Source organism: Streptomyces sp. NPDC032472 (assembly GCF_040636955.1).
In the GTDB taxonomy this organism is placed as follows: Bacteria; Actinomycetota; Actinomycetes; order Streptomycetales; family Streptomycetaceae; genus Streptomyces.
The window spans coordinates 58088-83679 of the sequence record NZ_JBEZVK010000017.1 but is presented as its reverse complement, the minus strand read 5'-3'; the positions used below and the strand labels follow the sequence as shown (position 1 = coordinate 83679).

Genomic DNA, 25592 nt, shown 5'->3' with positions numbered 1-25592 from the left:
TTGGGGTTACTGGCGTGCTGCCGAGAGCCGACCGTCGAAGGTGATGCCGAAGGCGTTGAGTGCGGTCTTCCAGCGCATGGTCCAGCGGGCCTGGCCCTTGCCCGTGGGGTCCAGGGACATGATCGCCATGTAGACGCACTTCAGGGCGGCGGTCTCGTTCGGGAAGTGCCCGCGGGCCTTGACCGCCCGCCGGATGCGAGCGTTCACGGACTCGATCGCGTTGGTGGTGCAGACAATGCGGCGGATCTCGGTATCGAACCGCAAGAACGGAGTGAACTCTTCCCAGGCGTTCTCCCAGAGCCTGACGATCGAACGGATACTTGCGGCCCCAGGCATCGGCGAACTCGGCGAACCGCTCCAGGGCAGCCTCCTCGGTCGACGCCGTGTAGATGGGCTTGAGGAGCTTGGTGATCTTGTCCCAGTCCTGGCGGGCGGCATAGCGGAAAGAGTTCCGCAGCAGGCGGACCACGCAGGTCTGCACGATCGTCTTCGGCCAGACAGCCTCCACCGCGTCGGGCAGGCCCTTCAGACCATCGCAGACGAGCATCAGGACGTCGTTCACGCCGCGGTTCTTGATCTCGGTGAGGATGTGCATCCAGTGCTTGGCGCCCTCGCCGCCGTCGCCGGCCCACAGCCCCAGGATCTCGCGCCGGCCCTCGACGGTGACGGCCAGAGCCACGTAGATGGGCCGGTCGGCGACGGCACCATCACGGATCTTCACATGGATCGCGTCGATGAAAACCACCGGATAGAGCGGGTCCAAGGGCCGGTTCTGCCATTCGGCCATGCCATCAAGCACCCTGTCGGTGATCGTGGAGATCGTCTGCCGGGAGACCTCGGCGCCGTAGACCTCCGCAAGGTGGGCCTGAACCTCGCCGGTGGTCAGGCCCTTCGCGGACAGGAAGATGACCATCTCGTCCACGCCGGTCAGGCGCTTCTGCCGCTTCTTGACGATCTTCGGCTCGAAGGAGCCGTCCCGGTCGCGGGGCACGGATATCTCCACCGGCCCGACATCGGTCAGCACGGTCTTTGCGCGGGTGCCGTTGCGGGAGTTGCCGCCGTTCTTCCCGGCCGGGTCGTGCTTGTCATAGCCGAGGTGATCGGTGATCTCGCCCTCCAGGGCGGACCCCAGCAGCCGCTTCCTCAGCTGCTGCAGCAACCCGCCCTCGCCCGTCAGCTGCACGCCCTCAGCCTGAGCCCGGGAGACCAACTCGTCGATCAGCCGGTCATCCACCGCCCTCGTCGGCTACGGCTCGGCTGCCTCGCTGATCTCGGCCTCGGTCACGTTCTCACTGGTCATCGGTGCATCCTCCATGATCGGGAGCTACACCGAACGATTTACAGTCCCCTCCCAATGTCCGGCAGGCATGGGAAGACGCCCACAGGGCCTGAACCCAACGCCAAGAAGCCCCACGGCCAAGCCGACCGGCCGCTCCCTGGTATCTGGGAGCGGCCGCTGTGCTCAGGCGGTGGTCCCGATTATGGGGTGGGGACGGGGAGCGGGGCTGTGCTCAGGGTTGGGATGGTCCAGTGCTGGGCGGAGCTGCTGTTGCAGTCGAACAGCCAGAGCTGGGTGCCGGGGGTGGTGTTGAAGTTGCCGAGGTCGAGGCATCGGCCGGACGCCGGGTGGTTGACGCTGCCGTCGGCTCGGGGCAGGAAGCGTTGGCTGGGGGCCGCGCTGTCGCAGGTCCGGAGTTCGATGAGCGTCGTGTTCACTGTGCCTGCGTTCACCGTGTTGAGGCACTTGCCCTGGGTGCGGATGGTTCCATCAGCCCGGATCTGGAACTTCTGGGCGTCGGTGCCGTTGCAGGTCGCTATTTGGATCTTGTTGCCGTCGTCGGGGCGGTTGAAGTCGTTGTCGGCGCAGTTGGCAGCTGCGGCCGTTAGGGAGATGGGGCCCGCGGCGTCGGGAGCCGTTGGGGCGACGGCGTAGGGATAGACGGTGAAGTTGCTGATGCCGCCCTTCTGGAGGAAGGAATTGTTGACTCCGTCGACCCGGTAGCGGCCGAGTACGAGCGGGCCGTTGGGCGCCGGGCTGGTGGACGCCCGGTGAGTGCCACTACCGGCAAGGACATCGTTGGTGTAGAGGCTCATGCGGCCCGTATCGGCGTTGTAGACGGCGGTCAGGCGAGTCCAGGCGTCGGGGGTGATGCGGGCGCCGTCGTTGGTGATGTCGGTGTTGTCGAAGGGCCAGCCGTTGTCGTCGGCGTGGGCGAGGGCGAAGTGCCAGCGGGCGGTGCCGGCATCGGCGTAGAGGATGAAGGAGCTGGCCCGGTTCCCCTCTTGGCTGGCGATGACGCCACCCTTGGCGTCGGCCTTGGCCCACGTGCTGATCGTGAAGCTCTTGCGGGTGTCGACAGCCGGGCGTGCAGTGGTGATGGTTGCCGGCGAGGTCGTGCCGTCGAAAGCGGCGTACGGCGTGGGTCGGCCGCCGATGGTTTCGGGGTCGGCAAACTTGACGTTGCCTGCCGTTGTGGCGTGGTTGGTGCCGACCGCGTCCGGTGTGGTGGCACCCGTCTGGCCGGTCAGCGGCCACCGGCCCGTGGGCAGGTTGAGGTTGCCCAGGGTGATCGCGGCCGGATCGACGCCGACGGCGGTCGGGTAGAGGACTGTGGTGCCGTTGGGTGCGGTGCCGGCGCCGTTGAAGGCGACGAGCTGCTGGTTGGTGTCGACGGCCCACAGGTCGGGGATTCCGTCTCCGCTCAGGTCGCCGTCCGAGCCCACCCGCGGGTAGACCTTCGGGTCGATCTTCCCGGAGATCAAGCCCGCTGCGGGGTTGGCGAAGCCTGTGAGGTCCGGTGATTGTGCCGTGCCCTTGATGGAGAAGGCGTGCAGGGTGCCGTCCGCCTTGGAGCGGGCCCACAGGGTGGGGAAGTCGGTGCCTTGGGCGCGGCCGGGGGTGATCAGGTCGTAGCCGCCCCAGCGGGTGTCGTTGGCGGAGAGAAGGATTGCCTGGAAGTCGAGCTGGTTGGGGTCGCCTGCCGGGGCCAGCCACAGGCGTCCGCCCTCGATGAAGAGCAGGGAGGTGCGGGGCAGGGCATTGGGCTTGGCATTGGAGTCGCCTGTGACCGACCCCAGGGCCGCGATCTGGGTGACGTTCGACCAGTCGGCGCCGTATCCGTGCGTTGCGCAGTCGATGGCGGTGTAAGCCGGTGTGACACAGAGGGTGGGCTTGTCCACGGGTTCGAAGTCCCTGGTGTCGAACCGGCCGTCGGTGTTCCGGTAGAGGGCGAGCTGCGCGGATGACGGCGCGTGGGCGAAAAGGTCGTCCACGGTCTTGTATCCCGGGCTGCCGCGGTGGGTGGTTTGGATGCCGTTCCAGCCGTTGCCGCCGGGGGCGGAGGAGATGACGGCGTTGGGCGCGGCGGCCGGGTCGGTGCCGCCGCCGATCACGCGCAGCGCACCCGAGCTGTCGGGGAGCAGGATGTCGGCCTTCCGGTCGCCGGTCACGTCACCGAAGATCGGCGCCGGGCTGTTGGGGTCGGCCGGGGCGTAGTAGCTGTAGGCGACGGGCTGGGAGAGGTTGCCGGCGTTGTCCTGGGTCTGCAGGTAGAGGTGGTTGGTGCCCCAGCGCTGTGGGGTGAGCTTGATGGTGGCCTTGCCGTCGGTGAGCTTGGTGATGCCGGTTTCGGTGTCCGTGCACTTCCAGTTGACGGCCGCCGCCTTGACAGGGTCGGTCGTCCAGCGGGCGCAGGCCAGGCCGGAGCTGCGGCCGCCGCCGGGCGGGGCGGGGTCGGTGCCACTGAGGGTGAAGGTGCCCTCCTCACCCGCGTGCTTCGGGTGGGGGTCCAGGGTGCCGGAGGCGGGGAAGTCGGTGGAGACGACGGCCGCGGTGGGCGGGGTGCGGTCGACCCGGAAGAAGCACCAGTCGGTGCCCGCGCTGGTCAGCGTTCCGTCCGTGGTGCGGGCCGTCCAGCCGTACTGGTGGCCGTCGGCGAGTTGGCCGATGTCGACGGTCGCGTCGCCGTAGTCGCCGTTCCAACCGGTCTGGGCGTACTCGGTCTTGCCGGTGTCGTCGTCCCAGTACTGGAAGGTCGTCTGGAGCTGGCGCTTGGTGGCCGAGTACGTGGCGGTGGTGAGGGTGGTGTTGGTGTTGGCTCCGACCCAGCCCGGGTTGTCCCACGGGTTGGCGGTGCCGGGCGTGCGGCAGTCGGCGTACGAGGCGGAGTCGGCGAAGCCGGGTGTGGGCCGGGTACGGGGCCACCAGACGGTCGGCGTGATGTCGTACTCGACGACGATGTGCGGGGCGTTGTCGTAACGCTGACGGTAGTACTTGTTGTACTCGTCGTCGGGTGCGAGGCCGACCGTGATGGTGGGCCACTGATACCGGGCGGCGTTCCTCACCAGGTCGGTGACGTTGAAGTCGATCTGGCCGGTCCCGGACATGCTGGTGTGTCCGACCTGGCTGCAGCCCTGCATGGTGGATCCGGTGCCGCAGGGCTGCCTGTTCCAGCTGGTCGGGCTGCCGATGGGGTTGGTGGAGTACAGGCCCATCGGTGTGGCCGTGCTCGGGCTGGACGAGGAGATCACGGTGGCGGAGAAGGTCGCGTTGATGATCTCGGTGCTGTACAGCCTGGAGTCGACGCCGATCTGGAAGTAGGCACGGGTGCGGCCGATGCCGGTGCAGGGCGGGTTGCCGACGTTGTAGCCGCAGTAGCCGGTGGCCGGCTTGTCCTGGCCGTACTCGGTGCCGTTGAACTCGTTGGTGCTCGGGTAGGCCTCCTGGACCTGGGCCCAGGCCTGGTTGCCGTTGTCGATCGTCGGGTTGATGCCCGGGTCGATGAACCAAGGGCCGGTGCCCTTGCTCAGCAACTCCGGGTCGGGAACGAGCTCGATGCCCTTGGCATCGGCGGTCGCCCTGATCGGCCTCACGGCTGCGCCCGCACCAGGCCCGTCGGCACTCGACGGCGTCGGCGGCCGATCCGCAGCCGGCGCGGACTGCGGCTCATCATCTCCGGCCGACTTGCTCAGGCGAGGGGCAGTGCTGGCACCGCCCCCGGCCGACGCTGCCTCGGCGGAGTCCCACATGAAGGAGGTCGGGCTGGTGAACCGGGTCCGTCCGTGGGAATCCTTGACCTCCAGGTTGCCCGCGGAGTCGCTGCCGACAACCAGGCCGTCCGCCTGGACGTCGAGGCGGAGCTTGCGCAGCACCGGGTTCGCAGCGGCCTGAGCCGTGCGGACGATCAGAACCTGCCGCCAGCCGCCCTGGCGGCTGGCGGTCAGCCGCAGGTCCACGTCCGGAAGCACGTTGCGGTAGAAGGCGCTGTCCCCCAGCAGGGTGGGCTTGGGTAGCGCGAACGGGACCTTGAAGGCCACCTTCTTACCGTCGGCGGTGCTCATGGCGACCATGGGGCCCGTACCGCCGCCGGAGAAGCTGAGCCTCGAGGAGACGGCGTCCGGGACGACAGTCCCGTCCGCAGCGGTATGGAGCGTCGCGTCGAGGGTGCGCCACTTCCCGTCCTCGCCCTTGAGGCGCTCCGGTACGCCGCTGATGTCGGTGGTGAGCGTGCCGCCCGGGTTGGCGAACGTCTGTGAGGCCGCTGTAGTCAGGTCGGTAACAGCCACCTGCTTCCCACTGCTTCTGGCATCGGCGAGGGCCTTGGTGACGGCCGTCTCCTGGGCGCTCGGCGCCGGCCTGGGGGGAGGAGCGGGCCAGGCTGTCTGCCCCGGTCCGTGCCCCCGGGGAACAATGTCGGCGGCTGCAGGTGGAGCAGCGACCAGGCCTGCTCCGAGTGACAGCACTGCGGCTCCGGCGACGGGCAGAGCTGCGAGGCGCGCTGCGCCCCGTCTACGGCCTCCCGGCCGTGGTGTTCGCGGTGCAAGGAATGACGGCCTCACGTGCGTTGCCCCCCTGAGCTGTGAGACGGACAGAAGTCAGCCGCACCTTTTCTTCACGAGTGCAATTCTGTCAATGAGTTTGAGGATTCCGCTTTTCCGTGTCGGGTGGGAAACCACCGAAATGTCCCTCGGGTGACATGGGTCACTCGAGAGGAATGTGGGAGTCCGCTGATGAATCAGAAGCGCACTTCGTAAGGTGCGTTCCCTCCGGGCTCCGCCTGCCCGGAGCGCACTCTTCTGCGTCCTGTGGGGGGATTCGGTTGTCTAGTAGAGGTGGTTTCCTCGTGCGCTCACGCACGGGGCGAACTCGCGTGGCGCTCGTCGCGGCGCTCGCCGTGGCCTTCTCCGGCCTAGGCCTTCCTGTCGTTGAGGCGGCGGATAAGCCGCCCAAGGTATGGGTTCCGCCCAACACGCCGCTGCCGGATACAAAACCTGTCAAGGGGTCAGACGCGAAAGGCTCGGCGAATCGGCCGTCGACCGGCCGAAAGTGGACGCCGGATTTAAGTAAAATGCTCCCAGCAGGGGCGGCTACGGTCACTCTGGGACCCAAGGATGTGGCGCGAGGGGCAGCTGGGGCAGGGGCACTTCAAGCCGGGAAGCTCCCCGTTTGGATCACGCCTGTAAATGGCGTGAATCGCGCGGCTGATTTCTCCACTCGGGCCGTCGGCGCTTCAGGAGCGGATCCAGGCCAGAACAGCACGCTGCACGTAGACGTCAAAGATGTTGCCAAGGCCCGCGCTGCGGGGGTCAACGGCGCGCTCGTCGCCCTGAGCGGCGGCCCGGCGGTCGGCCTGTCGGGCACGGTCGAGGTGGCTCTCGACATCTCGCCCTGGGCCAAGGCCGCCGGCGCCAACTGGGCCGACCGGGCCCATCTGGTGCGGCTGCCCACCTGTGCCCTGACCACCCCCGGCGCCACCGGCTGCACCACCCGTACGCCTCTGGCCTCGCACCGGGACGCCTCCGGGCGCCTTGTCGCGCAGGTCGACCTGCCTGCGAGCCGCTCGGCGTCCACGCTCTCCGGAAAGGTTCAGTCCGGCGGAGCCAAGCCGGGCCAGGCAGCAGCCCCCAAGATGCTGGCCGCCCAGGACGTGGCGATCGCGGTCGAGGCCGCCCCGAACGGTGCCAGCGGCGACTACACGGCCACCCCGCTGCAGCCGTCCGCCTCCTGGCAGGCCGGGGCCAATGCCGCCAACTTCACCTACGGCTACACCGTCGAGGTGCCCAATGGCATCGCGGGAGCCGGTCCGGGCATCTCGCTCGGCTACGACTCGTCCTCGGTGGACGGCCGCACGGCGTCCACGAACGCGCAGGCAGGCCCCTTCGGCGAGGGCTGGGACTGGAGTCCCGGCTCGATCTCGCGTTCGTACAAGGGCTGCAAGGATGCCGGCATCAAGGACTCGGGCGACGAGTGCTGGGCCGGCGACATCCTCTCGCTGAACCTCGCCGGGCACTCCGGCCAGATCGTCCGCGACGACGCCACCTGTGTGTACCGCCTGCAGAGCGACGACGGCACGACGGTCGAGCGGCTGACGGGCCAGCGCAACTCCGCCTGGAAGGGCGAGGCCTTCAAGGTCACCACGACCGACGGCACGCAGTACTACTTCGGCTCCAACCGCCTGCCCGGCGGTGACGGCACCGACCCCGAGGCCAAGTCCGTCTCGACGGTGCCGGTGTACTTCAACAGCGGCCAGGACAAGTGCCTCGGTGCGCAGACCCCGGCGAACGGCACCTGGCAGCAGTTGGGCTGGCAGTGGAACCTCGACTACGTCGTGGACCCGCACCAGAACCTGACCAGCTACCGCTACGAGCAGGAGGACAACCACTACGGGCGCGGCGGCGGCCAGAACAACGGAACCGGCACCTCGACGCGCTATCAGCGCGATAGCTACCCGGTCTGGATCGGCTACGGCCAGCGCCTGCCCGAGCAGATCGCTGCGAAGGGCACGCTCAAGCCCGCCGCCCAGGTGTGGCTGGACACGGCGGAGCGCTGCTTCGCCGCCGGGACCATCACCTGTGACCCGTCCCAGCGCACCAAGACCAATGCGAAGTCCTGGCCCGACACCCCGGTCGACCAGGAGTGCGCGGCCACCGGCGAGTGCCTGAACCTCTCTCCGACGTACTTCAGCACCAAGCGCATCACCAGGATCAACACGGAGGTCCTGGTCGGGACCGGCTACCGCCTGGTGGACTCCTACGTCCTCAACCAGTCCTTCCAGGACCCGGGCGACGGATCGTCCCCCACCCTCTGGCTCGACTCGATCGAGCGCAGGGCCTCCAACGGCAAGCCGGAGCAGAAGCTCCCGCTCGTCTCGTTCGAGCCGCTTCAGATCCCCAACCGCGTCGACGGCGTGGTCAAGCGCTCGGACGGTACGGAGGCCTCCGCCCCCCGTTACAACCGCCCGCGCATCCAGAAGATCACCACCGAGACCGGCGGCCTGATCAACGTCGTCTACAAGGCGCCGGAGTGCTCCCGGGTCAAGGGCACGATGCCGTCCTCCGAGGACGCCAACACGATGGCCTGCATGCCGGTCAAGTGGTACCTGCCCAAGCAGTCCTACCCGGACCCGGTCAACGACTGGTTCAACAAGGTTGTCGTCCAGTCGGTCACCCAGCAGGACATGGTCGCCGGCCAGGTCTCCACGGTCACCGACTACGAGTACGGCGGCGGCATCGCCTGGCACCGCAACGACTCCGAGTTCACGGACCCCAAGACCCGCACCTGGGACCAGTTCCGCGGCTTCGCCACGGTCACCACCCGCACCGGCAACGGCAACGCGGCCGAGGCCCCGCGCACCAAGAGCGTGGCCACGTACCTGCGCGGCATGGACGGCGACGTCCTCGCCAACGGCAGCACGCGCAGCGTCACCATCGACGACGCGCAGGGCGGCCACATCAAGGACGAGAACGTGCTGGCCGGACGCGTTCGCCAGACCGAGACCTACGACCGCGACGGCGGCACCGTCGTCGCCGACGAGGTCACCACGCCCTGGCTCGGCAAGAACGTCACCGCGACCCGCGCCCAGTCCGGCGGCATGCCTGCCATCACCGCCCGCGCCCAGAACACGGCCCAGGTCACGAGCAGGGCCAAGCTGGCGGACGGCACGTGGCGCACCAGCGAGCGCACCTCCGAGTACGACGACACCCTGCTGTCGCGCCCGACGAAGGTCGACGACAAGAAGGACCTGGCCCGCCCCGACCAGCGCCTGTGCACCACCTTCGAGTACGCGGCCGGTCCCGGCGGCGCCCTCACCCAGCTGGTGTCCCGCACCCTGGTCCTCTCGGCCGCCTGCGGGCAGACGCCCACCACCGCGAACACCGTCGGCGACACCCTCGCCTACTTTGACAACCAGCCCGCCGGGCAGACCGGCGCCACGGCGGACCAGACCGGTGTCGCGGTCCTGGAGAAGTACGACGAGGCGGGCAAGGCGGTCTACCGCCTCAACGCCACCTCGACGTACGACGTGTACGGCCGCGTCACCAGCAACACCAACAAGACCCGCAAGGATGCCGCCCATCCCGACGGGGCGGTGACCACGACGGAGTACAGCCCGGCCACCGGCGCCCTGCCCTCCTCGGTCACCCACACCAACCCGCTGGGCTGGAAGACCACCACCACCCTCGACACCGGCCGCTCGCTGCCGCTGAAGACCACGGACGAGAACAAGCACGTCGCCGAACGCGACTACGACGCCTTCGGCCGTGTCGTCTCGATCTGGCAGCCAGGGCAGGAACGGGCCAACGGCGCGCTGCCCGTGCGCAAGTACGCGTACGCGATGAACGGCACCAGCGCCCCGTCCAGCGTTCTGAGCCAGGCGCTTCTGGGCAAGAAGCAGGCCTACACCGCGAGCTACACGATCTACGACGGCCTCGGCCGCATCCGCCAGACGCAGGCGAACACCGTATCCGGTGCCCGCGGCAGGTTGATCACCGATGCCCTCTTCGACTCACACGGCTGGCAGGTGAAGACCAGCGCCGCGTACTACAACGACGAGGGAAGCCCGTCGGGCGCCCTCTTCCTGCCCAACGGCGGAGTCAATCCCGACAGCAAGATCCCCGCCCAGACCGTGACGGTCTTCGACGGCCTCGGTCGGACTACGGCCTCTGTCCTCCAGTCGTACGGTGTGGAGCAGTGGCGTACGCGGACGGAGTACCCGGGCGCCGACGAGACCCGGACCATCCCGCCCAACGGCGGCTACGCGAGGGCGACCGTCACCAACGGCACGACCTCGCTGCTGCGCCAGTACAAGTCGAACACGCCAACCGGCCCGTACGACGAGACGACGTACGAGACGAACACACAGGGCAAGGAGCTGCGGCGCAAGGACGCCGCGGGCAACGAGTGGACGTTCGCGTACGACCTCCTCGGCCGGGTGGTGCAGACGACCGACCCGGACGCCGGTACCAGCACCACCGTCTACGACGACAGCAAGAACCTCACCACCGTCACCGACGGCAGGAACAAGAGCGCCACCACCGTCACCGACCTGCTCGGCCGCACCGTCGCCACCTATGAGGGCAAGGCCGTCGACCCGGCCAAGCAGGTGGGCGGTTTCACCTACGACACCAAGGCCCTGGGCAAGCCCGCCACGACCACCCGCTACGTCGGCGGAGCCGGCGGCAGCGCCTACGTCTCCGAAATCACGGGATACGACGGCGGCTACCGCCCTCTCGGCACCAAGGTGACGATCCCGCCGGTCGAGAAGGAACTGGCCGGCGTCTACGAGACGAGCAACACCTACGACGCCTACGGGCAGCTGGTCCGGTCGTCCCTGCCGGCTGTCCCCAAGGCCGGACTCGGCGTCGAGTCTCTATCTATTGGCGCGGACGCATCGGGCAACCTCTCAACACTCAGCGGCACCATCGCCGGGGTCCGGACCCCGTACATCGTGGACCTGCTCTTCGACCCGTATGGGCAGGCGGTGCGGACCACGGTGGGCGAGACTGGTCTGCAGATCGTCTCGACCGTCGACTACGACGTCGCGACGGGGCGGCAGATCCGCTCGACGCTCGACAAGCAGACCGCGGCGACGGCGAGCGTCGACGTGGTCGACTACACCTACAACCAGGTCGGGCAGCTGACCTCGATCGGCGACACGCAGGACGGTGCGAAGCGCGACCTGCAGTGCTTCACGCACGACTACCTGGGCCGGCTCACCCAGGCCTGGACCGACACCGGCACCCAGACCACCGCCCCGCAGCCCAGCGTCCGCGGTCTCGGCGGCTGCGCCAACGCGGGCGGCCCGGCGATCGATGCGGCGGGCAAGCCGAGCGTGGGCGGCCCGGCACCGTACTGGCAGCAGTACGAGTACGACCTGCTCGGCAACCGCAAGAAGCTGGTCCGCAAGGACGTCACGGGCGACGCGGCCAAGGACACCACGGTCACCCAGACCTTCGGCGGCCGCCAGAACACCCCGTCCACCGACCCGAAGACCGGCGGCGGCACGGGCGGCCCGCACGCCCTGATGACCTCCACGGAAACCGGCCCGTCCGCCACGAAGGTCACGTCGTACACGTACGACGCGGCCGGCAACACCACCGGCATCACCAGCACACCGGGCACCCGAACCCTGACCTGGAACGACCAGGGCAAGCTCGACAAGATCACCGGCACCGGGGAGAGCGCCGGCACGAGCTACCTGTACGACACCAGCGGCAACCAGCTCATCCGCCGCGACCCGGACGGCACCACCCTCAACCTCGGCACCGACCAGATCACCCTCAGCGCGACCACCGGCAAGGTCACCGACGTCCGCACCTATGCCGCCCCGGGCGGCCTGTCCATCACCCGCACCACCACCGGCAGCACCTCCAGCAACCTCACCTACCAGAGCTCCGACCACCACGGCACGGGCGGCGTCCAGTTCAACGCCGCTGACCTCGCCCACGTACGCCGCACCTCGGACCCCTTCGGCAACGACCGCGGAGCTCCGCCCGCGCCGGGATCCTGGGCCGGCGACAAGGGCTTCGTCGGCGGCACGAAGGAGAACGCCACCGGCTTCACGCTCCTGGGAGCCCGCGAGTACGACCCGACCACGGGCCGCTTCATCAGCCCGGACCCGATCCTCGACGCGGGCGACCCCCAGCAGTGGAACGCGTACGCGTACTCCAACAACGACCCGATCAACAAGTCGGACCCCAGCGGCCTCAAGAACGCCTGCGACACCCCGGAGGAGTGCCAGCACAACAAGGAGAGCGGCCACGACAAGCCGTTCATCTACAGCGGCGGCAGCGATGACGACGACGGCTCAGCCGCGCTGACCACTGCCCACAACCAGCTCAACAAGGCCAAGCAGAGGCGCGATCACCTCATCCACGAGGTGGTCAACCTCATCGGCGACCTGATCGGCTACAACGACGCCCGAGACTGCTTCACCAAGGGCGACGTCATGGCCTGCATCAACACGGCCCTGAACGCCGTCCCCTGGGGCAAGATCGCCAAGGCCATCAAGGTCGGCATCAAGGCCTTCAAGATCTACAAGGAACTCAACAAGGCCTACAACGCCGTCCACGAAGCCGAACGCGGAGTCTCCCGCGCGGCCGCGGCCATGACCAAGGCCAAGACGGCCATCAAGGAAGCCCGCGACGCCGAAGCCAAGGCAGCCCAGGCGGCAGCAGAGAAGGCCAGCAAGGAAACCGCGACAGACAGCGCAGGAACGGAAAGCAGAAGCACCCGCGAGACATCCGACACCGAAGCCAGCACAGGCTCCGCCGAATCCCACAGCAGCGGCGGCGCGGAGGCGGAGCCCGGAACGTCCACACCCCCGCTGATTCACAACAGTGGCGACATGGAGGCTGCTGGCGTCTGGGGACTCGCCAACAAGAAGAGGCGATTTGAAGTCATCGGCCCCGGAGAGGTCAGGACCGGCGACGTGCACGGAGATGTCGTCGTGCGGGGCGGAACCCTCAGGGGCAACGTGCACGGCACCTTGGTGGTGGCAGAAGGCGGGACCGTCATCGGGGACGAATTCTTCGGAGCGGTGTACCAGATCGGCAACAACAACAACATCGGCCACCTAGGTCCGCGCGGCGCGAATTCCATCATTGGTGATACGCATCCGCCGGTCTTCCACGACACCGTTGTGATGGCCAGATCGATAGACAACGTCACCGTGAGCGGCCGTACGCTGTGGCCACTTGATTGAGGAGCTGAGCCAACGCCTTCCTTGGGCACCCTCAAGGAGACCAAGCATCGCGCCTGACGATACTCCGCAGTAGCCGAGTTTGAACGGGCCGCTTTGGTGGAGGAATGGGTGGGTTCCTCGGCTCCGAGCCGAGGAACCCACCCATGTCCTCTTGAGGCAGCGCTGACGGCACCGGCCGCGGAGAATCTGTCAAGCAAACATCGCTCTCGCGCATTCAGCCGAGTGGTCGGCGGCTGGCCGCCGACCACGCCGCACCCCTCGCAGTCCCAGAGCCCTGCGGCCCGCAGTGGAGGCTTCGCGGACGTCATGATCCGCGCGCGGGAAAGTGCGGTCGCAGGCTAGGGACGCGGGCGACGGGTCACCCGGCGATGATCGGCAGACGCGTGCCAGGTAGCCACACGGGTGGGGGAGGGGGCAACGGATGATTGTCGAACACTTGGGCGATCTGCCGCCGATCCAGTCGGCGTTCGGCGAGTAGCCGGCCCGCGAGGGCCTCCACCGCGAGGACGGTCCCGGGCATAGCGAGGATCCGTTCGGCGTCTTGCAGAGCCTGCTCGCGGTCGACAAGCAGACCGCCGGCAATGTAACTGTCCACCGCGGCAGCATCGCCAATCGTGCAGTACTCCAGCACGCAGCGTTGCATCTGTGGGTGGGTGTAGCCACGGTCCCACAACCAGCGGGCGTGTGCAGGCCCGGCGCCCAAGTGGATCACGGTGGCGTGCTGGGCATCCAGTTGGTCGAACTCGACGCGATATCCGCCGCCGACCAGCTCGTCCCGGCCGGGGGCCAGTTCCATGTGTACTGGGGTCGCACCCAGGCTTTTGGCCAGTACGGCGTGTGCAGCCTCGTGTACGGCCTGCGATGCCTTCAACACTTCGTCGGGGAGACCTTCATGGCACCAGACCTCGGCAGGCGGCTCGCTCGGCAGGACACGCGAGGAGAGCGTTTCGAGGAACGGACCGTGGAGTTTGAGGTGAAACCTCGATGCCGCGGCTGGGTCGATTTCGGCGAATTCCTGCAGGTTCATCCGTCGGCTCCGCGAGGGATGTGGGCGAGGTTCTGCCAGGTAATGAATCGAGGGTCTTGTGACTGGGCTATGAAGGAGATCCGCTCGACCGGCAGGGCCACGGGCCCGCCGGGATGATTGGAGACCAGGACTTTCGTAGTGGTGCAGCAGTCCGCCTCAGGTTCGGCAACACCACGGGCGAACGAGCTGTGCAGGTAGAGCGCGGCGGGCATTCCTGGCGACTGGCCGCCACCCGCCACATCGGTCTCGACCAACGTCATCTCCTTAGCCGTCGGGGCTTGTAGTCCAAGTATGCTGCCGGGCGAGCCTGAGATGCCGCCGCCGGGCAGAACGAGCTCGTTTGCGCGAGGCGGCCGGGATCACCCAGGCCCTGCACACCACCACACAGTCCATCAAGAACTGCGAGGCGGGCCGCAGCAAACCACGGCCCCCGCGCTGCCAGTCGTACAAGCGCTTGACGGAAGTCGTCTCCCAGCGCAGGAACGTACCCCCGCCTCGGCGGCCCCGACCCGTGCATCTCCGGCCTAATAAGGTGCCCGAGACCATCACCGCCACCTGACCCCAAGGAGGCCCGCCATGCGACAACACCACTCGTCCGACCACACCACGCTGCGCCTGGGCAGCGCCGCGCCGTTCTAGCTCAGCCACACCCACGAACGCGACTGGCCCGACCTCGCCCGCACCGCCGGCCGACACCCGCAGAGCCCGTTCACGCTCGGCGGCGACGGTAACACCCTCGCCTCCCGACCACGGCACCACCCGGCCCCGCTCGCCGAAGCCGCGGCCGCCGTCCTCCACGACCGGCACGAACACGGCCTGCTCCTGCCCGAGACCGGCCCCGACCACCGCCAGGCCGGATCCTGCTTCCTCAACCCCACCGTCACCGCGGAGCAAGCCCACGCCCTGCGCTGCCAAGGCGCCACCATCTACCAGATACCCTCGGGGACCTGCCGGACCAGCGCCGGCTGGCTGCTGGAGTCCTGCGGCTACAAGCCCGGGCCCCACATCACCCCCCGGCATCCGCTGCTCCACGCGCCGCACCCTCACCCTCACCGCCCAGCGCCAAGCCGGCGCACATGGCTTCCGCCAGGTACTGGAGGAGATGGCCGCAGCGTGCACAGGGCCAGGGGCATCACGCTGCACCCAGAACCCGCCATCCTATGACGTTGCGTTCCGGGGCTCGCTCCACCCAGGGGATCAGTGTGGGCTCGGCTCGCGGTGCAGGAACTGAAGGCGCTGCTGTGTCAGCTGCAGATGCCGGGCGTCGAGCGATGGCAGCGAGCGCAGCAGGCGGACAAGGTCCGGACCGGCGGTGAGAGCTGCCTTGCGGTCTTTGAGCTGTGTCCAGCAGTACAGTGCGCCGGCGGCCGCCGCATGGACGTCCGGCGCGTCCGGGGCCTGGCGGGTCAACCGTGTCCTGGTGGCGGTGGTCCACAGCTGAGTCGCGAGCGCGAAGTCGCCTGCCATACGGGCCAGGTCAGCCCGAATCTCCACCCACTCGACCGCCTCCGGCGAGGCGAGCCCGCAGGTCTGCGACACGTGCTGCTACCAGGTCTGCGCGAGCGCGGCTGCCTCGAGGTGGCGCCCGCTGGTGGCGAGTTGTGAATGTGCGGGCGAGGGTCCTGCGCGGGTACTGCCGCCTGCTGAAGCGCCCGGTCCGGCAGCTGCGGCTGCGCGAGCCGGCCGTCGGCGGGAACGCGTACGACCGCCTGGACCGGCACGAGGTCGGCAGGATGAGGGCCACGTACCGCCTCATGCTGTTCCTGGGGCAGGCCAGCGCCGGCCCCGCCGTGGCCATGCGTTGGTGTTGGCGCCGCGACCGTGTGCAGCGGTGCGTCATCGGCCGGCTCCGCCCTGCCAGAGGGAGTCGCCGCGAGCCGCGTCGGCCCGGTCGGGGTGCCGAGTTCGAGGGCGCTCGGCAGCACGATGCAACCGGGCGGGAGGGCGGCCGCACCTGCCGCGAGAGCGTGCAGCTGGAGGTTCGGTCACGGCGCTGGACACGATGGGGTTCAGCTCGCACCTCCTTGGTGCCACGAGCCGGGGCCTGATGCGCAATGCCCGTGAGTTCATGGCCGTGGAGAGCCGGCAGGTGTCGGCGTTCCTGGGCAAGGAAGTGGACCTCACGGTGGGCATGGGCGACCCGGGCGCGCACTGTCCGGAGAACTACCTTGGCCTTGGGCAGGGACTGCCCAAGGTGGTCGGGGAGACTGCCTGGTACACGCAGTACGCGCCCGGCGGCAGGAGTGACCGTTTCCGGGGTTCTCCGGAGAAGATCCTGATGTCGCCGACTCGTGGCGGCAGGCGGCCTCCCTCATGCAGCACTTCCTGGAAGATGCCCAGGCCTACGCGTCCACAGCGAGCAAGGCGCACTCCGGGGCGGCAGCCGACTCCTTCCAGGCCTACTTCAAGCAGCACGTGGGCTTCGCCGCCCCGCTGGCGAAGGCTCAGCAGGACGAGCCGGTCGTGGCCAACCTCGTAGCCGCCTGTACGCAGCTTGCCAAGGCATGCGACCGGTACGCCGAGCATGTCGCGGCGGCGAAGGTGAAGATTCAAGAGCACAAGAACGAGCTGTTCCGGCTGGACATGCCGTGGGACCAGCCCATGTTCGGCGGCAACGGCTTCGACGGCGGACTCCACGACGCCGTCCTCAGCGACCCCTGGATCCACGACCTGGGGGAAGTCGCCCACGCCCTTGACTCCTCAGCCGCTCGCGTCCGCCTCCCCGACGGCGAAGGCCCAGGAGCACCGGCGCTGCCAGGCGTGCCATTCCTCCCGCCGCTCATCGTCCCCGTGCCGGTACCGGTCGCCCTCGCGTCCCACACCGCTACCCCGGCCCTGCTGCCGATGATCAACCCCGTGGACTCCGGCATAACCTTCGCCGACCCCATACCGCATGTACCCGGAACAACCAAGCCGCTCACCCCAGCCGAAGAGCAGCAGTTCCGCACATGGATGAACTCCCTCAAAGCGGGAGGATTCGCCGGCGGAGGCGGCACCAGCGCTCCGGACAACGCCTACCAGCTGCGCGTATCGGGATACCCCGAGCGTGAGGTGCCGCCGGCCGGCAAGAACCGCGGCCTGATGGTCGACGGCATCCGGCCATCCGACGGAGACCTCGTGGAAGCCAAACACGTCCGCGACCCCGACTGCACGAAGAAGAGCTTCCGCTCCCTGGAACGCCTGGAGGAAACCCTGACCAAGCCCGTCAAGGTGAACTCCAAGGGAGAGCTCGCCTACGACCCCGTCATCGACTCCATGTACGCAGGGGACGAGAGCGAGCTCCTGCGGTACAGCAGGCCATGGAAAACCCCGCGAACAAAGAAGTCCGCGGCCTCGAGATCGTGACCAACGGCAAGGACAACGCCGCCTACTGGCAGTCCATGATGGCGATCACGGGCACGACCGGCTCCACACGCTACGTGCCGTAAGGCAAGAGGGAAGACTGTGTCTACTGAACGGAACATCCGCACCAACTTCGCCTTCTACCCGCCCGAAGGTGCCGACGCGGCATGGGACGCCAACCTGGAGTCCCTCGAGAGGGCTCTGCGGCAGGCCTTCCCGAACCCTGTGGTCGAGTACCGACTCTCAGGCGTCCACGGCATCCCCGTCCTCGATTTCGAGATCGAGCTGGCAGCCGGCGTCTGGATCGACGGGACAGCAGCGATGCCCAAGCCCGACTACGCCTTCATCACCCTGACCAACGTAACCGCCGACGAAGCCGCCGTCTTCGCCCGGTGGCTGCGAGACTCCTTCGTCCCGGCTCCACACCTGGTGCGCTTCGCCAGCAGCCTCGCCGTGGCCAACGGCGAACAGGACCCATGGCCACTCCCGGCACAGGGCGGCGTCGAAGAGATCGCCACTGAGCTGAGGCGACACCTCGCCTCCATCGACGACCAGGAGTAGAGCGCGGGCCACAAGAGGGCAGTGCTCTCGCGGCATCGCCGCCCTCCTAACCCGGTATTCATCCAAGCTGACGCTGACCGCCGATCTCGAGGGCGAAGCGGTGCGTGAGCAATCAGGATGGGAGCTGGGCGCTCCACAGTTTGGGTATCGCTTGGCGCTTGGCGCTGGTCGACATCGGCCTCGTCGGATTTCGGATGGACGGCCTGGGGCCGTGGTGGTGGGCCGGCTGGTTCCGTCCGGGTCCGCGGGCTCGGACGTACATCCCGGCCACGCTCACCGCGCCCTTGCAGACCAGGACCGGACCAACGACGCGGGCCAGGCCGTCCGGCTTGAACTCGCTACGGTTGCGAGGCGTGCAACCTCGTGTCCCGCAGCTCTGCTCTCGGTCTTGCTTGAAAGCCCGGCAGCAGAAGAGAGAGCATTGGATCGCTCTCGATCTTCTCCTTGGTCAGCTTCATGCCCTCATCGATAACGGGATCCCACCTCTCGGTGGCGCACTCCACTCGGCACGGTAGTTCTTTGATGACACGGTGGTCCACGGTCAGATGCAGAACCGCATGGCTTCCCCGCTGTCTTCCATCGGCCTGTCCAGGGTAGAGACTCATCAGAACCGCATCTCCGTCTTCGGCGATCCCGCGTGCGGCCCTCCGTCCCGCGCTTGCCTCCCCCTGTGTAAGCCTTCGCCCTAGGAACGTTGACAGAGCTTCCCGCACTTCAACCGTTTCTTGTTCGCCCAGAGATGCAAGCAGGCGCTGTCGGAATGAATCAGCCATGGAACCCATGAGGAGATCCTGGCGTTCCGCTGCAGGAATTGCACTGATCACCGCCCTGCCTGGCACGTGTCGTCTTCCGTTCCCTCCATTGAGGCACCTTGTCAGCTGCCCCCGTACCGCCGCCAGGCGAGGTAGCTTCCAATGCCTCATGAGTACAAAAGCTCATGCGGCAGCGGAGCTGTGTCTACAGACTGAGCTCATGCATCAACGCGAATGGAAGCCAGCCCACCACCGCCGCGGGGTCGAGCGTGTCGGCATTGCCATCCTGGCGGTGACCACGGCGATCTTTGCTGTGGTAGCCATCCCTACCGTCATCGTGGTCGTCGGCTACGCCCTGGCCTGAGTGGATTCCAACTGCAGACGGAGCTGGGGCAATGGCCGGAGTCCCGGTCTCAGACCGTTTTTGAGATCTTCTGCTGTCCGTGTGTCGGCCTCGGCCGGAGTCCTACCAGCCGAACTGCGGCTGCCCAACGATCCGCGCACCGACTTTGGACGCCAGCCATGTGACCCGTTCGTCCTCTCCAGCCCATGTATGGATGAAGACCGTGTGCTCAGGACTGGGGTCATCACCGTAGATGTCATGGCTGTTGAAAGCGATCTGCAGCTCCGCGTGCTTCGCGTCCGAGCCAAGGCTCAGCTCGGGTACTGGCGGCCACGTCAGATGGCCCCACGACAGGGAGAGCGGACAGATGCCTACGCCGCGTGAAGGGCTTCAGCTGCCTACTCAAAAGTGGCCGGGTCCCACTTCACTGCGACGGGAAATCGATCCGTGAAGGGAACGAAGCGAGCTTTGGGGAAGGCTGTCTTTGAGCCCCTCCAGCTCGGCTTCGGTCCCGGCGCAGCCTTGCAGGTAGGAGCCCTGGCAGTCCCCCGATACGGCCGTCAGTAACCTCTGCGTGATGTCGAGCACTTCGGTCAGGTCCGTTGTCCTCAATAGCGGGTACGCACGCGAGTTCCCCATGATCCCAAATCATGCCAGAAAGGGATCTGACCTGCCCATGCCAGCAAATGGGCCCGACCGCGCCCTCACAAGGCGGCGAGCGAGAGTGGCCGCCGGCCTGGCCGACGGCCCTCCTCGGCTGCTCTCGTAGTCGCGGGCAAGGCGACGGCGGGCGGTGAGCCGGGAGAAGGTGTGCTCGCACCACGGGGTGCCGACCAACGCGTCAGCCAGGGCACGGGTCAGATATCGGCATCACAGTGGCCTCGCTGCAGGCCAACGGCAAAGTCCGGCCATATCACCACGCGCCACTGACCTCACATCCTGGCCCGCCGCCGTCAGCTGGCTGGCCGCGCCAGGGTGAGCATCCCGCAGCCGTACGCCTTGCCGGACCCGATGCCGGCGACGAGGACCTGGGCGAGGAGCGCTGGATCGGTGACGGTGAGGGTGCCCTCGTAGACGACGATGTCCAGTGTCACCGTTGTCCTCCCGCCCGGACTGCCGGAGGAGTCGTTCGTCGCCTTCGAGAACACGGCCCGTCGCGCGCGGGTGACCTTCACGTCGAGGACGGGAAGAGAATGGTCTGGTTCCACACCTTCGATCAGGTCGAGCGGGTCGATCACGGGGGCCGACCCGACGGGTGCGGGGATCTCCACGATGGTGAACCCGTGCCGCCCATTGTGGCCGCTGATCCAGTCGAGCTGCTGAGCTGCGGTGCGGCATGCGACCTGCCGCCCGCGCGGCAGCCGGAGCCGGCCGTCCGGCCCCGGGACACGTGGGCCCTGCGCGCGGATGTGGTGGACGGGGTTGGCCGACAGCCGGAACCGGTAGATCTGGCCGGCTGCCAGGCGGTCCAGGAGCGGCTTGTAGTCGGCGACGACTGGCTGTGCGGAGGGGGTGTTGATGGCCCATCCTGCCTGTTCGACCAGGGCAGTCCAGTCGGGTTCGACCTGGGTGACCGCGTACAGGTACGGCTTGTGCTTGTCGTCGGGGTCCAGGCGCCACAGGCTCCGGCCGGGGTCGGCGTGGTAGGACGTCGCGCCGAGGACGGCGGCGTGCATGGTCAGCTCGGAGCCCAGGAGGTAGGGACCATCCCCGACCGGGCGGGGAGCACACCTGGCAGGCGGCGTCAACGGACAGGCCCTTGGGGCCATCCCCGACCGGGCGGGGAGCACACTTAGCGACCAGCGGCGTTGTCGCGGAAGATTTCGACCATCTGGTGTGTGGGATGGCTTCATCAGCTGAGGGAAGTGTACGTGAGGCGCCGATCAGGTGGTTGTACTTCACGTCGAAACTTTCCAGGGCCCAGGTAAGTGGGGTGTGATTGAGGATGAGGCCGCGGCTGTCGAGGTGGATGTCGCCGCCCGCCGCTGGGGCCGAAGGGCTGGTCACCAGCGAGGGTGTAATAGCCGCTGTGGTCGCGGGTAACGGGGACGATTTCGATCAGTATCTGCCGGTGTCCGCGGTCTCAAGGACCTTCGCCGCCGTGCGCAGCAAGAGGTAGCGGCGGTAGAGGCGGTGACCACCAGGCTCTTTGTCAGTTCCCTCGGCGAGCCGGCCTTTGCGGCGTGAACCGCGATGTCCCGGCCGGCCTTGGCTTCGCGGCTGCCCCGCCGCGCGATGATGCCTACCTTGTGGCGGAAGTTCAGCTCGGCGAGTCGTTCAGGTTGGGCCACGGTGTCGGGATAGGGTGCTGGGGTTCCAGGGTTCGCCGGAGCGGCTGGTAGCCATGTGTGCTTTCCCCCGCGCGTCGTCGTGGGCCAATGCTTCGCTCCTGCCTGTCGTGTCTACAGATTGCGTTGGGCTGATTGGCGACGTAGGCGCGCGGGTTGTCAGGTGGATGCCATGTCGACGAAGCGTGAGTAGTGCCCTTGGAAGGCGACCGTGATGGTTCCTGTTGGGCCGTCCCGGTGCTTGGCGACGATGAGGTCGGCTTCACCGGCGCGCGGGGACTCCTTCTCGTATGCGTCTTCGCGGTGGAGGAGGATGACCAGGTCGGCGTTGTCCTCCAACGCTCCGGAGTCTCGTAGGTCGTTGACTTGCGGCTTCTTGTCCGTCCGCTGTTCGGGGCCGCGGTTGAGCTGCGAGATGGCCACCACCGGGATGTCTAGCTCTTTGGCGAGGAGCTTGAGGCAGCGGGAGATCTCCGAGATCTCCTCGTACCGCGTGGCGAAGGGGCGCGTGCCGTAGGTGAGCATCTGCAGGTCGTCGACGACGATCAGCTCGATGTCGCGCTGGAGGTGCAGGCGTCGGCTCTGCGCGCGGACTTCTGTGAAGGTGGCGTGTGCGCTGTCCTGCACGTAGAGCGGAGCGCTGGAGACGTCGGGCATGCGACGGGCGAGGCGGGTCCAGTCGTCGTCTGTCATCGTTCCGGAACGCATGTGGTGTAGTGCGACTCGGGCTTCGGCGGACATGATCCGCATGACGACCTCCGTCCTGCGTGCTTCGAGGGTGAACAACAGCGCGGGCAGGTTGTTCTTGATGCAGGCCGAGCGAAGGAAGTCCACAGCCAGGGTGGACTTGCCCATGGCTGGGCGGGCGGCGATGACTGTCAGGCTGCCCGGGCGCAGGCCGCCGGTCAGGGAGTCGAGATCGGTGAAGCCTGTGGGTACTCCGAGGACCATGGTGCCTGCTTTGCGGCCGACGGCTTCGATCTCGTCGAGGGTGTCCTCGCAGATGTCCCCGAGCGCGAAGGCGGGCGGGATGCTTCCCGGGATTTCGGTGCTGGCGGCGAAGATCTCGGCTTCTGCGGCGTCTGCGATGCGGTCCACGAATTCCGGGGTGCCGTTGGCGGCGAGGTCGTGGATGCGGGTGGCCGCGGCCTGCAGCCGGCGGAGCCGGGCTGTCGATCGGATCCGCTCGGCCTGGTTGCTCCAGGCCTTCCCGGAGGGCTTGCTGCCGGCGAGAGCGTTGATGTAGTCGGCGCCGCCGGCCGCCTCGAGCTGGCCCGTCTCGGTCAGGTGTTCACACACGCTGAAGGGACTGGGCGTGTGGTTGCCCGCGTAGAGGGTCAGGATCGCGTGGTAGATGAGCTCGTGGGCAGGCTGGTGGAAGTCGTGGCCGCGGAGGATCGCCACGACGTCGGCGATCGCGTCGGTGGAGAACATCATCGCGCGCAGGACGGCTTTCTCTGCCCGCAGGTCGTTGGGTTGGGCCTGCTCGACGCCGTCCTCGGCCATGTACTCCCCCTGTGTGCCACGCCCCTGTCAGGCGCCCCACATCAGGGTAGCCAGTGCGGACGGATGACCATGTGAGGTCAGGATGGTTGAGAGGCCCGGGCCCGGCGAAGCGCGAGGGCGTGGGTCCTTTCTGCGGCCGGCAGAGCGTGAGCGGGGCTGGCTGGCGCGTAGAAGGGGTGCGCCGGCTGGTCCTCGGCTGGCTGCGCTGCGAGACGCGGGTCAGGGGTGACTGGTGCAAACACCGCATTGACGATGCCCCGCTCTGCCGGGAGGGAGGCATCCGCGGGCGACAGGATTCGGATTGCGTGAACTGGGTCAGTGCCGGAGTCCTGGGTGAGGCGTGGGACGAGCAGGTCTGCAAGGAGCCGGATCTGCGCAGCCCAGGCCACTGAATCGGCGCGGACGACGAGTTCACCAGTCTGGAAGTCGACCGCAGTGACATGGCGGGCGATGTCACCGCCGACGATGGATGGCCACCGCGCCAGCAGAGGGTGCACTTCGGGGATGACCCAGCCGCGCTCGGCGAGGAGCTCGGTGAACGCTGCGCTGATGTGTGCCGGGCCCCGATCTGTCCGGCGCTGCGGACGGGCAGGCGGCGGTGTCACGCGGCGCCGGCGGGCACCCTGCCGGGCGTAGTGGAGTGCGATCCGGGCGAGATCCCCGCCCGTGCTGTCACCCTGCTGCGTCATCCCTGTCCTGGTCTGTGTCTCGGAGGGGGCGGCGAGACCCTGATCTTCCGCGGGCAAGTCCCACCGTCGTCGGGCTCCGCCAGCTCGGTAGCGGACTTCGCGGGCGCCCGGGGGAATCATCCCTCTTGGACCGTGCGCCGCAAACCACCGGAAATCAATTGCGCGGTTTCGCGGGTCTGCTGGGACGTGAAGCCGTACAAAGATGAGCGTGACTACGTCTCCGTGGGACAACGGCGGAAGCCGCCTGTCGCAGGCCTTCCGTCTCAACCCGCACTCGCCGTCGAAGGCCTTGCGACGAGACAACGCGGGACGCTGTCTGTACTGCTACAACAAGGTCTGGTGGTTCGACCGGGCCGATGGCGGCCGCATCCCCCTGATTCCGAAGCAGTTCCCCACCTCACGGGTACCGCCGCGTGCCCGGTGGAGCGTGGACGCTGGGCTTGCCCGTCCCGGGGCCGTGAGCGACACCTGCTGGATCGCCCATCCGACGGTCTGCCCAGGGATAGAACGCGGCGAGGAGATGCAGGACGCCGGTCTTGCCGACCTTCACCGCCAGTCGGCCATCAACATGCAGACCGCGATCCGCGAGGGACGGTTCAGCGCCCCGCTGGCAGGTCCCGAAGACGAGGGCGACCAGGACAAGGATGTACGTCCGGCGGCCTGGCGCCGGGATGTGGTCGCCTACCACTCCGTCTTTCTGCTGGTCCCCTCGACGGTGGAGGAGCTGTCGTGCGTCGCGCTCTCCGATGCGACGAACGGGCGCTGCGAGAACGTGGTTTTGGACCCCCGGGCGGGCTACCAGGGCGAGTGGGCGGAACTGGAGATCCCTTTCACACGCGGCCGTCGGCGCGACCACGGTCTGTGGGAGGGGCACACCATGTGGGTGTGGAGCCTGAATAGCGTCAGCTACCAGGAGAGCATTCGCTGGCGCCACCAGCACTGTGCCCAGCACGCCACGGGCGGCACCACACCAGATGCTCACCCGCGTGAATGCGAGCATTTTGACATCTTCCGCCACAGCCAGCATGTGCGGCACCAGCGGCCCGGCACAGCCGCGGGGCCGGCTGCGGCGGCCGAGGAGTCGCGAGTGATCTGTGCTGGCACCGGATGCGGCAACGGGAATGTCGGAGCCGTGCCGGAACGGGAGATCGTGCCGGATGTCGGGTGGTTGTGCTGGAAATGTCGGCCCAAGCACACGGCTCGGCGAGCCACCCATCGCCGCTGGCAGGACTGAGAACGGCACTGTCCGCCGGGGTGTTTAGGCTGTGCGGTTCAGGGCCTCGGCCGTGGTCGCAGTGATTTGCTGCGGCAGCTGGGTGAGTCCTGCCTTCTCGGCGCGAGAGCGGGCCCGCGCGCGGGCTTCCGAAGTGGCCCTGGCCAGTTCCCTTTCCGTCTGCTCGCGACAGCGTTCGGCCTCGGCTCGTCCTTCGGCGAAGGCGCTCTCGGGCTCCAGGATTCTGGTGCGGATCTGTTCGAGTGCGGCCTGGGCGATCCGGGTGTCCACGGGTCGGGTGTAGCGGTGGGCTCGGTGCTGGGCAATGGCCTCGCGGTAGCCGGCGGGCTGCTCGTAGGGCTCTGTCCGGGGCGGAGCAGGGACTGCGGCTGCGGCGGTGTGGGGTGTGCCGGCCGGGCGGGGGACGTCGCGGGCGGCACCGGGCGGCAGGATCCGGATGGTCCGAACGGCCGTGGCGGAGCGCATGACCTGGTTGGCGGCGTCGATGAGCTGGCGGGTGCGCAGCCGGACGGCGGTGGCGTAGGGGGCGGAGGCGGGGCGTACGGCGAGCTCGCCGGTGTCCGGGTCGTAGCCGGCGAGGGCAACGTGCCCGGTCAGGTCGGTGACAACGGCCTGCCACTCGTCGACCAGGGATCCGCCGGCGGCCGGGAGTTCCCAGGCCCGGTCGGTGACGAGGCTGGCGAGGAGCGCGGCAAACCCGATCGGTTCGCGGCCATCCGGCTGCCGGCTCGTGCGGGCACGGTGGGCTTTGCGGGAGCCGCTGGGCCGCTCACCTTGCTGACGGGCACTGGCCCGGGCAGCGGCGAGGGCCTGGCGGGCGAGGTCGACACCGGATGCCGGGGCCTGCGGGGTGGTGCTCGCTTTGGTCAT

At 68.0% G+C, this 25592-nt stretch carries 12 protein-coding genes and 2 pseudogenes; 5 read left to right on the top strand and 9 right to left on the bottom strand.

Annotation, left to right across the window (positions count from 1 at the left end; all coding sequences use genetic code 11):
• Positions 1-6 precede the first annotated feature (6 nt).
• Positions 7-1234: pseudogene (locus AB0F11_RS13910) on the bottom strand (IS256 family transposase).
• Positions 1235-1479: 245 nt separating this feature from the next.
• Entirely contained in the window at positions 1480-5565 is a 4086-nt protein-coding gene (locus tag AB0F11_RS13905; protein WP_362172142.1) for a ricin-type beta-trefoil lectin domain protein, read from the bottom strand.
• A 902-nt stretch (positions 5566-6467) separates the two neighbouring features.
• Here AB0F11_RS13905 and AB0F11_RS13900 point away from each other — a divergent pair.
• A complete protein-coding gene (locus AB0F11_RS13900) occupies positions 6468-12980 on the top strand; it encodes an RHS repeat-associated core domain-containing protein (protein WP_362172139.1) in 6513 nt (2170 codons plus the stop codon).
• Between the two features lie 358 nt (positions 12981-13338).
• Here the strand turns inward: AB0F11_RS13900 and AB0F11_RS13895 are convergent, their stop codons facing one another.
• The 3 genes from AB0F11_RS13895 to AB0F11_RS13885 all read right to left on the bottom strand — a co-directional run bounded on the left by AB0F11_RS13895 (position 13339) and on the right by AB0F11_RS13885 (position 15546).
• Positions 13339-14007: a hypothetical protein gene (locus AB0F11_RS13895; RefSeq protein WP_362172137.1), complete on the bottom strand. Its 669-nt coding sequence runs from the start codon at positions 14005-14007 to the stop codon at positions 13339-13341.
• Complete coding sequence (locus tag AB0F11_RS13890; RefSeq protein ID WP_362172134.1) at positions 14004-14261, bottom strand: hypothetical protein; 258 nt, start codon at positions 14259-14261, stop codon at positions 14004-14006. The genes AB0F11_RS13895 and AB0F11_RS13890 overlap by 4 nt, the downstream gene beginning before the upstream one ends.
• 943 nt (positions 14262-15204) lie before the next feature.
• Positions 15205-15546, bottom strand: coding sequence for a hypothetical protein (locus AB0F11_RS13885; RefSeq protein WP_362172132.1), 342 nt, complete (start codon positions 15544-15546; stop codon positions 15205-15207).
• Positions 15547-16320: 774 nt separating this feature from the next.
• Here AB0F11_RS13885 and AB0F11_RS13880 point away from each other — a divergent pair.
• From AB0F11_RS13880 to AB0F11_RS13870, 3 genes and pseudogenes are all read left to right on the top strand, one after another.
• Positions 16321-17435 (top strand): annotated as a pseudogene (locus AB0F11_RS13880) (restriction endonuclease fold toxin-2 domain-containing protein).
• Positions 17436-17451: 16 nt separating this feature from the next.
• Positions 17452-17910, top strand: coding sequence for a hypothetical protein (locus tag AB0F11_RS13875; protein ID WP_362172129.1), 459 nt, complete (start codon positions 17452-17454; stop codon positions 17908-17910).
• A gap of 972 nt (positions 17911-18882) precedes the next feature.
• Positions 18883-19026: a hypothetical protein gene (locus tag AB0F11_RS13870; protein ID WP_362172126.1), complete on the top strand. Its 144-nt coding sequence runs from the start codon at positions 18883-18885 to the stop codon at positions 19024-19026.
• A gap of 932 nt (positions 19027-19958) precedes the next feature.
• Here the strand turns inward: AB0F11_RS13870 and cas6e are convergent.
• From cas6e to AB0F11_RS13855, 3 genes are all read right to left on the bottom strand, one after another.
• The gene (cas6e, locus tag AB0F11_RS13865; protein ID WP_362172123.1) at positions 19959-20774 is read right to left on the bottom strand and encodes a type I-E CRISPR-associated protein Cas6/Cse3/CasE; all 816 of its coding nucleotides are present in this window, start codon (positions 20772-20774) and stop codon (positions 19959-19961) included.
• Between the two features lie 678 nt (positions 20775-21452).
• Complete coding sequence (gene dnaB / locus AB0F11_RS13860) at positions 21453-22799, bottom strand: replicative DNA helicase (RefSeq protein ID WP_362172120.1); 1347 nt, start codon at positions 22797-22799, stop codon at positions 21453-21455.
• A gap of 77 nt (positions 22800-22876) precedes the next feature.
• Entirely contained in the window at positions 22877-23488 is a 612-nt protein-coding gene (locus tag AB0F11_RS13855; RefSeq protein WP_362172117.1) for a DUF721 domain-containing protein, read from the bottom strand.
• Between the two features lie 208 nt (positions 23489-23696).
• Here AB0F11_RS13855 and AB0F11_RS13850 point away from each other — a divergent pair, with 208 nt between their 5' ends.
• Entirely contained in the window at positions 23697-24722 is a 1026-nt protein-coding gene (locus AB0F11_RS13850) for a DUF6083 domain-containing protein (RefSeq protein WP_362172114.1), read from the top strand.
• Between the two features lie 24 nt (positions 24723-24746).
• Here AB0F11_RS13850 and AB0F11_RS13845 read toward each other — a convergent pair whose 3' ends face one another.
• Entirely contained in the window at positions 24747-25592 is an 846-nt protein-coding gene (locus AB0F11_RS13845; RefSeq protein ID WP_362172111.1) for a DUF721 domain-containing protein, read from the bottom strand.

Excerpts from the sequence above, each read along its gene's own strand:
- AB0F11_RS13895 (WP_362172137.1), bottom strand. The coding sequence starts at position 14,007 with ATGAACCTGCAGGAATTCGCCGAAATCGACCCAGCCGCGGCATCGAGG.
- AB0F11_RS13855 (WP_362172117.1), bottom strand. The coding sequence starts at position 23,488 with ATGACGCAGCAGGGTGACAGCACGGGCGGGGATCTCGCCCGGATCGCA.
- AB0F11_RS13845 (WP_362172111.1), bottom strand. The coding sequence starts at position 25,592 with ATGACCAAAGCGAGCACCACCCCGCAGGCCCCGGCATCCGGTGTCGAC.
- AB0F11_RS13870 (WP_362172126.1), top strand. The coding sequence starts at position 18,883 with ATGCATCAACGCGAATGGAAGCCAGCCCACCACCGCCGCGGGGTCGAG.
- cas6e (WP_362172123.1), bottom strand. The coding sequence starts at position 20,774 with ATGGCCCCAAGGGCCTGTCCGTTGACGCCGCCTGCCAGGTGTGCTCCC.
- dnaB (WP_362172120.1), bottom strand. The coding sequence starts at position 22,799 with ATGGCCGAGGACGGCGTCGAGCAGGCCCAACCCAACGACCTGCGGGCA.